The 15,660-nt window shown below is 67.9% G+C and carries 1 pseudogene; it reads right to left on the reverse strand.

Features of this window, described 5'->3' with window-relative positions:
- Positions 1 to 175 precede the first annotated feature (175 nt).
- A pseudogene (locus tag ACHQ4I_RS39705) lies at positions 176 to 15,655 on the reverse strand (non-ribosomal peptide synthase/polyketide synthase); the annotation flags it as partial.
- Between the last annotated feature and the right edge of the window lie 5 nt (positions 15,656 to 15,660).

The raw sequence follows: 15,660 nt of genomic DNA on the forward strand, positions 1-15,660 counted from the left end.
TCCTCATGCCGACGTTGTGCAACCACCCGAAACATGAAGGAGCTCACCTACCCTGTAATCCCTAAAAGTGCTCCCCCACCCAGCGCTTACTCAGAAGCATCGCATGGTCAGACGTCGATCGTTACCGCATTGGCCGCTTGCGCACGCCGACGATCCACCCACGTTTCCCGGCTGATCACCGCCGCTCAGGGGTTTCGAGCAGCTCAGCGAGCCAGGGGCCGATCTCGTCGAACGCTTCGGCAGAGGTCATCAACTCGTGCGTCGCCCCGATCGGGCGATCGATGATCTCACCGGAAACGAAAGGCTGCCAGTCGGCGGGTGTGCGACCCGCGCGCGCCTCGGCGTCACCCGTGGCGCTGAAGAACTCGAGCCGCCCCTGGAACACCTGCGGCCGGTACTGCGACTCCAGCTCGACCGTGCGCATTGCCGTGCGGTAGATCAGGCGCAGGCGCTCGGGTGTCAGCACGTCCAGGCCCTCGCCGATGACCATCGCCTGCAGCGCGGCCAGTGCCTCGTCGCCGATCTCCTGCATGTTCTCCGCCTCGGGCAGCGCCGCCGCGTCCAACCCGAGCTCGGTGAAGGCCTGGCGGATCTGGGTACGGAAGTCGGTGAAGTCGCCGCCCGGGTACGCGTCCAGGATCGCCAGCAACTCGACCTGCGCGCCATCGGCCTGCAACTGGGTCGCAACCGCATGGGCCAGTTTGCCGCCGAGCGACCAGCCCAGCACCCGGTACGGGCCCTCAGGTTGTACGGCCCGGATTTCGGCGACATAGCGGCGCACGATCTCGGCCACCGAGTCCGGCTGGAAGTCGTCCTCGGAGAGCGCGGGCGACTGGATGCCGAGGATCGGCTGGTCGGCCGGCAGTACCCGGGCCAGTCCGGCATAGGACCACGACAGTCCGGCCAGCGGGTGCACGCAGAACAGCGGCGCCCTGGTGCCAGCGGCGCGGATCGGCAGGATGACGCCGAGCGCGGCCGCGGAGCTGGATTCGAAATCGTGTCCGTGTTCGAGCACCGCGATGATCTGCTGGGAAATGCCCAGAACCGTTGGCTCGGTGAAGAACCAGGCGACCTTGATCTGCGCACCGGTCAGTTTGCGCAATCGGCTGACGACCTGTGCGGCCAGCAGCGAATTGCCGCCGAGGCTGAAGAAGTCGTCGTCGAGACCGACCCGATCCACGCCGATGACCTCGGCGAAGACACCGGCGACGGTGGCCTCGAGCGGGGTCGACGGTGCGCGGAATTCCCTTGCCGCGAAGACGGGTTCGGGCAGTGCGCGGCGGTCGAGCTTGCCGTTCGGGTTGAGCGGCATGACATCCAGCACCACGATGGCCGCGGGGACCATGTAGGACGGCAGATGCTCGGCCAGATGGGTCCGCAGCTGCTCGGCATCGACGGCGGCGCTGTTCGCGGGCACGACATATGCGACGAGCTGGTCGCCGGTCCTGGCATCCGAACGCACCAGCGCGACGACCTGGGCCACCGAATCGTGTGCGGTGAGGGCGGTTTCGACCTCGCCGAGCTCGATGCGCAGACCGCGCAGCTTCACCTGGAAGTCGGTGCGGCCGAGGTAGCCGATCGAGCCGTCGGCATTGCGGGTGACCAGGTCACCGGTGCGGTACATCCGGGAACCGGACGCGCCGAACGGGTTGGCCACGAAGCGATCCGCGGTCAGATCGGTGCGACCGGCATAGCCGCGCCCCAACTGCGCACCGGCCAGATACAACTCGCCCGCCACACCCGACGGCACCGGATGCAGTCTGGCATCCAGCACGTACGCCTGGGCATTCCAGACCGGCCGGCCGATCGGCACCGCGCCCTCGATCGCGGCGGCCACCGGGCTGTGGGTGGCGTGCACGGCGAATTCGGTTGGGCCGTAGAGGTTGTACAGCTCGGCCGAGGTGACCTTGCGGATGGCCTTTACGGCGTCGGCGGTGAATGCCTCACCGGCGACCAGCAGGGTGCGCAGCGATGTCAGTGCGGAGCCGTCGACAGCGCCCGCGAAGACGCTCAGCATCGAGGGCACGAACGAGGTCATGGTGACCCGTTCGGCCGCGATGACGTCCGCGAGGTACTGCGGATCACGGTGGCCATCGGGGCTCGCCACGACGATCCGGCCACCGGTGGACAAGGGACCGAACAGCTCCCACACCGACACATCGAAGGTCGCGGGGGTCTTGAACAGCACGATGTCATCCGCGCCGATGCCGTATTCGCGGGTGATCCAGCGGATCTGGTTCACCACCGCCGAATGCGGCACCGCCACGCCCTTCGGGCGACCGGTCGAACCGGAGGTGAAGATGACGTAGGCCGGGTTGCTCGGCCGCAAGGGCGCGATTCGCTCGGCGTCGGTGACCGGCCGGTCCGAGTACCCGGACAGGTCCAGCTCATCGAGCGTCAGGGTGGGCAGCGCGCCGCCGTCGAATTCGTCACGGGCGGTGGTCAGTACGCAGACCGGTGCGGCCGAATCGAGTACATAGCCGATGCGCTCCGCGGGCTGGTCGAGGTCGAGTGGCACATACCCGCCACCGGCCTCGTGCACCGCGTAGGCCGCGACCACGAGATCCACCGAACGCCGCAGACCGAGGGCGACCAGCTTTTCCGGACCGACACCGGCCTCGATCAGCCGCCGCGCCAACCGGTGCACGCGGGCACCGAATTCGGCATACGTGAGCGAGGAGGAGCGGTGGTCGGGTGACGAGGTTGTGGTCGCCGGGTCGACGATCGCGACCGCGTACGGCGTTTCCGCGGCCTGCCTGGCGAATTCGTCCACCAGCGTGCCGACCGCGCCCAGCTCGCGGCTGGTGTCGTTCCACCGCCACAGCACCGCGGCCCGCTCGGCATCGCTGAGCAGATCGATATCGCCGACCGGCGCGTCCGGGTCGGCGACGACCTGTTCCAGCAGGCCGACGAACCGGTCGGCGAAGCCCTGCACGGTGGCGTCGTCGAAAAGATCCCTGGCGAAGGACAATTCGGCGACCATGCCGGCGTCCGCGTCCTGCGCGGCTTCCTGAATGGTCAGCGACAGATCGAATTTCGCGGCATCGATCTCCAGATCGACCGCGCCGATCCGCAGTCCGGGCAGTTCGAACGAGCTGTCCGGCAGATTCTGGAACGACAGCATGACCTGGAACAGCGGATGCCGTGCGGTGGACCGCACCGGATTCAGCAGGTCGACCAGCCGCTCGAACGGAATGTCGGCGTGTGCGAAGGCTTGCAGATCGGCATCCTTCGTATGCGCGAGCAGTGCACCGAAACTCAGCTCGCCGGATATCTCGCTGCGCAGCACCAGGGTGTTGACGAACATGCCGATCACATCGTCGAGCTCGGCCTCACCGCGCCCGGCGACCGGGGTGCCGATGGCGATGTCCGCGGTGCCGGACAAACGAGACAGTAAGGCAGCAAACGCCGTGTGCACGACCATGAACATGGTCGCGTTATTGGCGCGGGCGAGCCGCTGTAGCCCGCGGTGCAGTTCGGTGCCGATCGGGAAGACGACCCGTCCGCCGCGGAAGGACTGCGTCGTCGGGCGGGGCCGATCCGAGGGGAGATTCAGCTCGTCGGGCATGCCCGCCAGCGTGTTTCGCCAGTAGTTCGCCTGTGCGCTGATCACGCTGTCCGGATCGGATTCCGAGCCCAGAACCGCACGCTGCCAGATGCTGAAATCGGCGTACTGCACGGGCAGCGGCGCCCAGGCCGGAGTCGCACCCGCCGAGCGGGAGGCGTAGGCGATCATCAGATCGCGGGTCAGCGGACCCATGGACCAGCCGTCCGCGCTGATGTGATGTGCGACCAGCACGAGCACGTGCTCTGTGTTGTTTCGAGCGACCTGCGAGCAGTCGCTAGCGGCGGTGTTCTCGACTCGGAAGAGCTTGGCCCGCACCGGAACTTCGGCCGTCACGTCGAATCCGGCCGAGGCCGTCGCGATGACCTGCCCGGGCAACTCGGCCGCGCTCACCGGTACCGGCGTCAGATCCGGTACCGCCTGCTCGGCGGGCACGATCAGCTGCACCGGGCCGTCGTCGGTCTGCGGGTAGACGGTGCGCAGCACCTCGTGCCGTTCGATCAGATCGACCACGGCCAGATCCAGCGCGGCCAGATCCAGCGCACCGGTCAGGCGCACCGCGGCCGGGATATTGTTCACCGCCGAAGACGGGTCGAGCTGGTTGAGGAACCACATCCGCTGCTGTGCCATCGACAGCGGAATCCGTTCCGGGCGCGGCCCGGCCGTCAGTGCCCGGCGGCCGCCGGATCCGGCGTGTTGCTCGATCTTGACCGCGAGCCCGCCCACCGTCGAGGCCTCGAACAGGGTGCGCACCGGCACCCGCCCGCCGATCGCGACGCCGAGTCTGGCCACCACCTGGGTGGCGATCAGCGAATTGCCGCCGAGGGCGAAGAAGTCGTCGTCGACGCCGACCCGCTCGATGCCGAGGACATCGGCAAAGATGCCCGCCACGATCTCCTCGATCGGTGTTGCCGGAGCACGGAATTCGCGGCTGGCGAAGGTGGGTTCCGGCAGCGCCTTGCGATCGAGCTTGCCGCTGGTATTCAACGGGAAGGAGTCCAGCGCCACGATGGCAGCCGGGATCATATACGCCGGAAGGGTCTCCGCGACCGCGGCCAAGAGCTCGACCTGATCAATCCGGTGACTGGGCGTGGGCACGGCGTAGGCCACCAGCTGGTCACCCAGCGCCGACGGCAGCACCACGGCCACGGCTTGGCTTACCGAAGTCTCGGCGAGCAGCGCGGTTTCGATCTCGCCGAGCTCGATACGCTGGCCACGGAACTTGACCTGGAAGTCAGTGCGGCCGATGTAGTCGAGTACACCACCCGCCTCGGTCTCGCGCCAGACGACCAAGTCGCCGGTGCGATACATGCGTGCGCCGTCACCGAAGGGGTTGGCCACGAACCGATCCGAGGTCAGATCCGGTCGGCGCACATAGCCGCGCGCCAACTGGTCACCAGCCAGGTACAACTCACCAGCGACACCGACTGGCACCGGACGCAACCGCGAATCCAGCACGTACACCTGGGTATTCCACTGCGGCAGGCCGATCGGCACGCCGGGAAGGTCGTTGCCGCGCGCCTCCCAGTACGTCACCGAGACCGCGGCCTCGGTGGGGCCGTAGAGGTTGTGTACCCGAGCGTCCGACATCGCGCGCACCGCGTCGACGGTCTCCGGCGGCAGTGCCTCGCCGATCACGAAGACGTCCCGCAGCGTCGGGCAGGAGCCCGCCGGGGTGTGCGCGGCGAAGACCGTCAGCATCGACGGCACGAAGTCGGTGACCGTCACGCCCTGCGCGGCAATGGTCTCCGCGACGTAGGCGGGGTCGCGGTGGCCGTCGTGGGTGGCGACGACCAGTTTCGCGCCCGCGCGCAGCGGCATGAAGTAACCCCACAGCGACACATCGAAGGTGGTCGCGGTCTTCTGCAGGTACACATCGCCGACGCCGAGCGGGTACTCCTCCAGCATCCAGGTGGTCTGGTTGTGGATGGCCGCATGCGAGATCGCCACACCCTTCGGGCGCCCCGTCGAACCCGAGGTGAAGATGACATAGGCCGGGTTCTCCGGACGCACCGGGCGCAGCAGTTCGTCGGCGCGGACCGGATTCGCGTCGAATCGGTCCAGCTCCAGCGCATCCAGGTGCAGTACCGGTGTATCACCGGGCACCGCGATGGCATCCGCTGTGGTGGTCAGCACGGCCGCGGGCCGGGCGGTATCGAGGATGTGCGCGATCCGCTCCGCCGGATGATCCGGATCCAGCGGCACATACGCGCCACCGGCCGTCACGATGGCGTACATGCCGACGACCAGATCCAGCGAGCGCCGAATCGCGAGGCCGACCAGGGATTCGGTGCCGACGCCCTGCTGGATCAGCCGCCGGGCCAGCCGGTTGACGCGCTGGTCGAATTCGCGATAGCTGAGCTCGGTGCCCTCATATGCCACCGCGATGGCATCCGGATATTCGGCCACCGCACGGCGATAGCCGTCCAGCAGCAGTTCGGGCGCGACCGGATGGCCGGTCTGGTTCCAGTCCAGCAGGATTCGCTCCCGCTCGGCCGGGGCCAGCAGGTCGAGTTCGCCGACCGGGGTGCGCGGGGCGGCGATGATCCGGCCGAGCAGGCGTACGAACCGCTCGGCGAAGCCCTCGACGGTCGCCTGGTCGAAAAGGTCCTTCGCGTAGACGAATTGGCCCGCGATACCGGCGGGCACGCCGTGCTCGTCGTAGGCGTCGCTGACAATGAGGTTCAGATCGAACTGCGCCACCTGGGTATCGATGCCGACACCGGAGACGGTGAGCCCCGGCAGTTCGAGGCTGGACTGCTCCAGATTCTGGAACGACAGCCCGACCTGGAACAGCGGATGCCGCGCGGTCGAGCGGACCGGGTTGAGGACTTCGACCAGGCGCTCGAACGGGATATCCGCGTGCGCGAACGCCTGGATATCGGCCTCCCGCTGACGCGCCGTCAGCTCGGTGAATGCCGCACCGGCGTCCACCCGGGTGCGGAATACCAGGGTGTTGACGAACATGCCGATCAGATCGTCCAGGGCGGCCTCGCCACGACCGGACATCGGCGTGCCGATGGCGATGTCGTCAGTGCCGGACAAACGAGACAATAAGACAGCAAACGCGGTGTGCACGACCATGAACAGCGTCGCACCTTCGGCGCGCGCCAATTCGATGAGCGCCCTATGGGTTTCTGGATCGATGCGCACCTGCGCGGTGCCGCCCGCGAAGGTCTGCACCGCGGGGCGCGGCCGATCGGCAGGCAGATCCAGTTGTTCGGGCAGATCGGCCAGCGCATCGCGCCAGTAGGCGACCTGCTTGGACGCCAGCGATTCCGGATCGTCCTCGCTGCCGAGCAGTTCGCGCTGCCAGATGCTGTAGTCGGCGTACTGCACGGTCAGCGGCGCCCAGCCGGGTGCCGCGCCCGCGGAACGGGCCGCGTACGCCATCATCAGATCGCGGGTCAGCGGGGCGACCGAGGAACCGTCGCCGGAGATGTGGTGCACCACCATCGCCAGCACGTATTCGTTGTCGGCGCCGTCGATTTCGAAGAGCGCGACCCGGACCGGCACCTCGCTGGTGACGTCGAAGATCGTCGATATCAGCTCGACGACGGCCGATTCGAGCTCATTCGGCAGCACGTCGCGGATCTCGAGCTTCGGCGCGGCCTGGTCCGGGGGCAGGATCAGCTGCACCGGGCCCGCATCGGTCTGTGGGTAGATGGTGCGCAGGATTTCGTGCCGCTCGACCAGATCGGCGACCGCCTGCCGCATCGCCTCCACATCGAGCGCGCCGGTGAGCCGGACCGCGACCGGGATGTTGTAGGCCGAGGAGTCGGTGTCGAAGCGGTTCAGGAACCACATCCGCTGCTGGGCCAGCGACAGCGGAATGTGCTCCGGCCGTTCGCCTGCCGCCAGCGCCTTGCGGCCCCCGGTGCCGGCGAGCTGTTCGAGTTTGGCGGCGAGTTCGGCCACCGTGGACGCCTCGAAGAGCACCCGAACGGGTACGCGGGTGTCCAGTGCCGCACCGAGGCGCGCCACCAGTTGCGTTGCCAGCAGCGAATTTCCGCCGAGTGCGAAGAAGTCGTCGTCCAGGCCGAGGTAGCGGCTGTCGTCGGCGCCGGTGCCGATGCGCAGCACCGCGGCGAAGGTGCTCGCCACGATCTGTTCGGTATGGGTCTTCGGCGCGCGGAAGGCGACCTGTTCGAAGACCGGTTCCGGCAATGCTTTTCGATCCAGCTTGCCGACCGGAGTCAACGGGATCTCGTCCAGGACGACAACGGCCGAGGGCACCATATGCGGCGGCAGACTGCGCGCCGCGTGGTCGGTGAGCACGCTGGGCTCGACGACCCGGCCGGGCACCGGCAGCACATACGACACCAGAATCGTGACACCCGCGTCGGTCTGCTTGCCCAGGGTGATCGCGAATTCGACGTCGTCGTGTCGGCCGAGGACGGCGTCGATCTCGCCGAGTTCGATGCGGTAGCCGCGGATCTTCACCTGGAAATCCGAGCGCCCGACGTAGTCGAGCACCCACGGCACCGACGGCAGCGCCGCATTGCCCGCCCGCACATCGGGTTCGGCGAACCAGCGCACCACATCGCCGGTGCGGTACATCCGCGCACCCGGCTCGCCCCACGGGTTGGCCACGAAACGCTCGGCGCTCAGGCCGGAACGGTTGTGATAGCCGCGTGCCAGTCCACCGCCGGACAGATACAGCTCACCCGCGACGCCAGGGGCCACCGGGTGCAGGCGGGAATCCAGCACCAGCGCCGACATGCCGTGCACCGGGGTGCCGATGGTGATCGGCTCACCCGCGCGCAGGGTGCCGTAGGAGGAGATGATCGTGGTCTCGGTCGGGCCGTAGCCGTTGTAGTACCTGCGGCCCGGCTGCCACTTGCCCAACAGCTCCGGCGTGGTGACATCGCCACCGACGGAAAGCACTTCGAGCTGATCCAGCCCGGCCGGATCCACCGTGCCGAGCACCGCGGGGGTGATGATCGCGTGGGTCACCTGCTCGGCGCGCAGCAGCTCGGCGAGTTCCGGGCCGCCGATGACGGTCGACGGCACGATCACGCAGGTCGCGCCGATCGAAAGGGCGACAAGCCATTCCAGCACCGACGGGTCGAAGCTCGGCGAGCAGATGTGCAGGAAACGGTGTTTCGGCTCGAGCCGGTACAGACCGACCGCGTGATCGACCAGGCCGCCGAGTCCGGCATGAGTCACGGTGACGCCCTTGGGCATACCCGTCGAACCCGAGGTGTAGATGACGTACGCCGGATGGTTGAGCCGTAGTGGGGCGATCCGATCGGCATCGGTGACGGGCGCGGCGGATCGGTTGGCGCACAACGCATCCGTCTCGGCGTCATCCAGCGCGAGCCACTGCACATCGTCGGGCAACTGGCCGATGTGCTCGGTGGTCGTCAGGCCGACGACGGCGGCCGAATCGGTCAGCATGTGCCGCACCCGGTCCACCGGATAGTTCGGGTCGACCGGCACGTGCGCGCCACCGGCCTTGGACACCGCGAGCACCGCGGCGACCATCTCGTAGGAGCGCGGCAAGGCCACCGCGACAAGGCTTTCCGGACCGACGCCGCGTTCGATCAGCACCCTGGCCAAACGCGACGAGTACTCGTCGAGCTCGCGATAGCTGATCGAGCGGCCCCGGTAGCGGATGGCCGTGCGGTCGGCGCCACGGCGCAGCCCGCGCATCAGCAGATCCGGCAGCAGCCCACCGGCCATCACATGATCCGGATGCACCTGGGTCAGGAATTTCGCCTCGGATTCGGCCAGCAGCGGCAGATCGCCCACCGGCAGCTCCGGCCGCGTCGTGATCGCCTCGAGCAGGCGCACGAACCGATCCGCGAATACCCGAATGCTGGACTCGTCGAACAGGTCACGCGCGAAGGAGAACTCGGCGTACATGCCGTCGGTTTCGCCAGGGAGTTCGGTAATCGCCAGCGACAGATCGAATTTCGCGGTGTCGATATCGAGATCGACCGCACCGACCCGCAATCCGGGCAGCTCGAAGGAGTTGTCCGGCAGGTTCTGGAACGACAGTGCGACCTGGAACAGTGGATGCCGGGCCGTGGACCGCTCCGGATTCAGCAGATCAACAAGGCGCTCGAACGGAATATCGGCATGCGCGAAGGCCTGCAGATCGGCGTCCTTCACCACCGAAAGCAGTTCGGCGAAGGTCGAGCCGCCGCGCACCGGAGTCCGCAATACCAGCGTATTGACGAACATGCCGATGACATCGTCCAATTCGGCCGCGCCACGACCGGCGACCGGCGTGCCGACGGCAATGTCCTCGGTGCCGGAGAGCCGCGCCAGGAATACCGCGAGCGCGGTGTGCACGACCATGAAGATCGTCGCATTCTGCTCGCGGCCGATCTCCTGCAGCCTGCGATGCACCCGGGAGTCGACCGTGAAGCCGACGGTGCCGCCGGCGAACGACTGCGTCGTCGGGCGCGGCCGGTCGGCGGGCAGGTTCAGCTCGTCGGGCAGTCCGGCCAGCGCGTTGCGCCAGAATTCGGTCTGGGCCGTGATCAGGCTTTCCGGATCGTCCTCGGAACCGAGCACTTCCCGTTGCCAGAGACTGAAGTCCGCGTACTGCACCGGCAGCGGCTGCCACGCGGGCAGCACACCGGCCGCACGCGAGGCGTAGGCCAGCATGAGGTCGCGGGTCATCGGTCCCATCGACCAGCCGTCCGCGCTGATGTGATGGGCCACGAAGACCAGCACGTACTCGTCCGTCGGCTGCTCGGCCTCGACCTGGAACAGCGCACCGCGCAACGGCACCTGATCGGTGACATCGAATCCGGCCGCGATGATCTCGACGACCTTCGCGCGCAACGCATCCGCCGCAATGGGCTGGGGCGTCAGATCCGGAACCGCCTGTGCCGCGGGCACGATCACCTGATGCGCGACGCCGTCCCGGTCGGCCGGGTAGACGGTGCGCAGGGTTTCGTGCCGCTCGACCAAGTCGGCGACGGCCTGCTGCAATGCGGCGATATCCAGTGCGCCGGTGAGCCGCACGGCGACCGGCAGATTGTTCACCGCCGATTCGGTATCGAACTGGTTCAGGAACCACATCCGCTGCTGCGCCAGCGACAGCGGAATCTGCTCCGGCCGTGCACCGGCCACCAGGGGCACCGCGCGGCGCTGTCCGACGCTCGGCGCGACCGCGGCGGCCAGACCGGCCACCGTCGGCGCCTCGAAGACGGCGCGCACCGGCACCCGAGTGCCGATGGCGGTGCCGAGCCGGGCCACCACGCGGGTGGCGATAAGCGAGTTACCGCCGAGGTCGAAGAAATCGTCGTCCGCGCCCGCGCGCTCGATGCCGAGCACCTCGGCGAATACCTCGGCGACGGTGCGCTCCAGCGGGGTCGCCGGTTCGCGATAGGGCCGCCCGATGAACTCCGGGGCGGGCAGCGCCTTGCGGTCGAGTTTGCCGCTGGCATTGAGCGGCAAGGCATCCAGCCGCACGATCGCGGACGGCACCATATACGACGGCAGTGCCGCACGCGCATGATCGAGCAGGGCGTCATCGTCGATCTGCGCACCCGGCGCGGCGACCACATAGGCGACCAGTCGGTCGCCGGTGCTCCCGTTGACCAGGGCCACCGCGGCACGCTGCACCGCGTCCAGGCCGAGCAGCACCGTCTCGATCTCACCCAGTTCGACACGCTGGCCGCGCAGCTTCACCTGGAAGTCGCTGCGGCCCAGGTATTCGAGCGCGTACGCGCCCTGACCCGGCACCCAGCGCACGACGTCGCCGGTCCGGTACAGCCGCTCACCATCGGTGTGCGCGACGAACCGCTCGGCGGTCAGCGCCGGTGCGTTCACATAGCCACGCGCCAACTGCACACCGGCGACATACAACTCGCCCACCGCGCCGACCGGAACCGGACGCAGCTGCCGGTCGAGCACGTGCACCCGCGTATTCGCGACCGAGGTGCCGATCGGAATCGCGACGCGCCCATCGACTTCGGCCGGATAGGCGGTGACGACGGTGGCCTCGGCGGGCCCGTACCAATTGAACAGATCCGCATTCGGCAGGAAACGAGTGAAGCGCGCGGCGGTCTCCGTCGACAGCGCCTCACCGGCGGCGAACACCCGGCGCAAGGACGGATACGCGGTATCCGCCGCCGGCGCGCCGTCGAGGAACGCGTCGAGCATGGATGGCACGAAATGCACCGTGCTGACCGAATATTCGTCGATCACCCGGGACAGGTACGCGGGGTCGCGATGTCCGTCCGGTTCGGCGATGACCACCGCGGCACCGGTCTGCAACGTCCAGAACAGTTCCCACGTCGAGATATCGAAGGTGATCGGCGTCTTGTGCAGCACCACATCGCCGGGACCGTGCGGATAGGTCCGCTGCGCCCAACGGAATTGGTTCGCCATCTGCCGATGGGTGATCGCCACGCCCTTGGGCCGACCGGTCGAACCGGAGGTGTAGATGACGTAGGCGGTGTTGTCGGGAAGCGGCGTCGCGACGGTATCGGCCAGCAGATCACCGAAGATCAAGGCGTCGGCGGGTTTCAGCACGTCGACATGGACCAGCGGTGCGTCGGTCTCGGTTTCGAAGCCGGTCCCGGTCGTGGTCAGCACGCATACCGGAGTCGCGCTGGACAGCACATATTCGCTGCGCTCGGCCGGATGGTCGGGATCGATCGGCACATACGCGCCGCCCGCCCGCAGCACACCGTAGATGGCGACGACCATCTCGATGCTGCGCCGCATCGCCACGGCCACCCGCGATTCCGGGCCGACGCCGCGACCGGCCAGGTCCCGGGCCAGCTCCCGCGAGCGCGCGTCGAGTTCGGCGTAGCTCAGCGTGGTATCGCCGAAGATCACCGCCGGCGCCTCGGGGGTGCGGGCAACCTGGGCGTCGAACAGCGTCAGCAGCGTCGAATCATCGAGCAGCTCGGCCACTTCAGTGGCATTGGCGGCTTCGAGCACGGCCCGGTCGGTCTCGGTCAGCGCATCCACTTCGGCGATCTTGGCGAGCGGATCGGTGACGAATCGGCCGATCAGCACCGAAAAGCGCTGTGCCAGTGCCTGTGCCGCCGTCTCGTCGTAGATATCGCGCAGGTACTTGAGGGTGACGTGCATGCGGACATCGGGCACGACGACCACGGTCACCGGATAGTGCGTGCCGTTCACCGCGACCGCACCGGTGATATTCATGCCATCGATCGCGCCCGCCGCCGCGGTCAGCGCCTTGCCGTCGACCGGGAAGGATTCGAAGACCACCAGTGAATCGAAAAGCCCGTCGACGCCGACGATTTCCTGGATTTCGCTCAGCCCGACGTAGTGGTGGTCCAGCAGCGCCGCCTGCTCGGATTGCAGCTGACGCAGGAGTCCGGCGAGGGTGTCGTTCGCGTCGAGGCGCACGCGGACGGGAATCGCGTTGAGGAACAACCCGACCATGGTCTCGATGCCGTCCAGCTGCGGCGGCCGTCCGGAGACGGTGGCCCCGAATACGACATCGTCGCGATCCACGCTGCGGCCGATGAGTAGACCCCATGCGGCCTGGATGACGGTATTGACGGTGACCCCGGCGTCGGCGGCCAACCGGCTCAGCGCCTTGGTGTCCGCCTCGGACAGCTCGAACTCGATTTCGCCTACGCCAGCCGAGATTTCGCGCGCCGGGTCGACGGAGGCCAGCGGTGTCGGCTCGGTGATACCGGCCAGCACCTCGCGCCAGGCATCGCGTGCGGCGCTGTGGTCCTGTGCGCCGAGCCAGGCCAGATAGTCGCGGTAGGAACGGGCCGGCGGCAGCTGGGTCGCATCACCGCCGAGCACATACAGCGTCAGCAGGTCCTGGGTCAGCAGCGGCATGGACCAGCCGTCGATGAGGATGTGATGGCTGGTGACCAGCATGTGATAGGCGTCGGCCGATGAGCGGATCAGCGTGAACCGCAGCAGCGGCGCGGTGCGCATATCGAAGTGGTCGGCCAGATCCGCGGCCATGATCCGCTGCAGCTCGGCGGTGGCATCGGTCGAGCCGAGATGGGTGAGATCGATGGCGCGCCAAGGCACTTCGACCTCGTCGAGCACGACCTGCACCGGATTGCCGTCGGAGTCCTCGGCGAAGGCCACGCGCAGGTTCACGTGCCGACCCACCACGGCGACGGCCGCGGCGTGCAGCCGCTCCGCATCGACATCGCCGCCGAGATCGACCATGAACTGGGTCATGTACGCGTCGACCGACGACTCGGCCAGCTGAGCGTGGAACAGCATGCCCGACTGCAGCGGCGTCAGCGGCCAGACCTCGGCCAGCTTCGGGTATTCCCGTGCCAGGCGGTCGCTGTCGGCCTGCGACAGTTCGACCAGCGGACCGGTCGCGAGCTGTCCGCCGGTCTCGACCGGTTCGCCCCGGGTGGCCAGCGGTGCGAGGGCGGCGACCGTGCGCGATTCGAAAACGTCTCTGGGCGTGAAGATCACACCGCGGGCCCTGGCCCGGGATACCACCTGAATGGAGGTGATGCTGTCGCCGCCGAGTGCGAAGAAGTCGTCGTCGAGACCGATGCGCTCGATGCCGAGCACCTCGCCGAGCACCTCGGCGATGGCCTGTTCGATTTCGGTCTCCGGTGCGCGGTACTTCTTGGTCTCCAGTACGGGCGCGGGCAGTGCGCGGCGGTCCAGCTTGCCGACCGGGGTCAGCGGGATCGCGTCGAGCACGGTAATCGAGGTCGGCACCATATGCGCGGGCAGCGAGCGCTCGGCGAAGGCGGTCAGCGCATCGGTATCCACCAACGCATCGCCCGCCGCGTGCACATAGGACGCGAGAATCGTTGCGCCGGTTTCGAGTTTGTGCCCAATGGTGACGACGAAGTCCACACTGGCGTGCGCGCCCAGCACCGCGTCGATCTCGCCGAGTTCGATGCGGAAGCCGCGGATCTTCACCTGGAAGTCATTGCGGCCCACGTATTCGATCTCGCCGGAGGCGGTCCAGCGCACCAGGTCGCCGGTGGCGTAGAGCCGAGAACCACTGGGGTCGAACGGATTCGCCACGAAACGCGAGGCGGTCAGGGCCGGGCGCTCGTGATAGCCGCGCGCCACCTGCGAGCCCGAGATGTACAGCTCGCCGACCACACCGCTCGGGACCTGATTCAGCCGATCGTCGAGGACGTATTCGGTGATGGCCCGGATCGGACCGCCGATCGTCACCGTCTCACCGGGTGTCAGCGGCGAGCTGATGTTGGTCATGATCGTGGTCTCGGTCGGCCCGTAGCCGTTGAAGAACTCCCGGGTGCCGCCGTCGGCGATCGGCAATACCCAGCGCCGCACCAGATCCGGCGGGCAGGCCTCACCACCGGCGACCACGACCCGGAAATCGTCGAGTCCGGTCGGATCGACGGAGGCGAGCGCGGCCGGGGTGATGAACGCGTGGGTCACCCGCTCCCGGCGCAGCAGTGTCGCCAGTTCGTCGCCACCGTAGATATTCGGCGCGACCACCACCATGGTGGCCGCGCCACCGAGCGCGAGCAGCAGCTCGAGCACCGAGGCATCGAATGACGGCGACGCGAAATGCAGTGTGCGCGACTGGTTCGTGACGCGGTAGCGCTCGCGCTGTTCATCGCAGAAACTCGAAAGTCCGGCCTGCGTGACGACAACGCCCTTCGGCTTTCCCGTCGAACCGGAGGTGTAGATGACGTAGGCCGGGTGCTCCGCTCGCACCGCGCGGACGCGGTCCGCATAGGTGATCGCCTCGCCCGAGTAACCCTCGAGGCGCACCGCGAATTCGGGCGCATCGATGACCAGCCATTCGACCTGATCCGGTAGCTGCGCCGCCACCTCGGCGATGGCGAGGCCGAGCACCGCACCCGAATCGGTCACCATGTGCGCGACGCGCTCGGCCGGGTAGTTGGGATCGACCGGAACGAATCCGGCGCCGGTCTTGGCGACCGCCCACACCGCGACCACCGACTCCAGCGACCGCGGAATGCCGACGGCCACCAGATCTTCCGGGCCGACTCCGCGGTCGATGAGCAGCCGGGCCAGGCGGGTGGATCGGTCGTCGAGTTCGGCGTAGGTGAGTTGTCCCAGCGTCGCGGTGGCATCGGCGAAGACGACGGCGATACCGTCCGGATTCGCCTCGACCGCGGTGGTCATCAGCTGCGGCAGGGTGGTGACCCGCG

It is taken from the genome of Nocardia nepalensis (assembly GCF_048910785.1).
In the GTDB taxonomy this organism is placed as follows: domain Bacteria; phylum Actinomycetota; class Actinomycetes; order Mycobacteriales; family Mycobacteriaceae; genus Nocardia; species Nocardia nepalensis.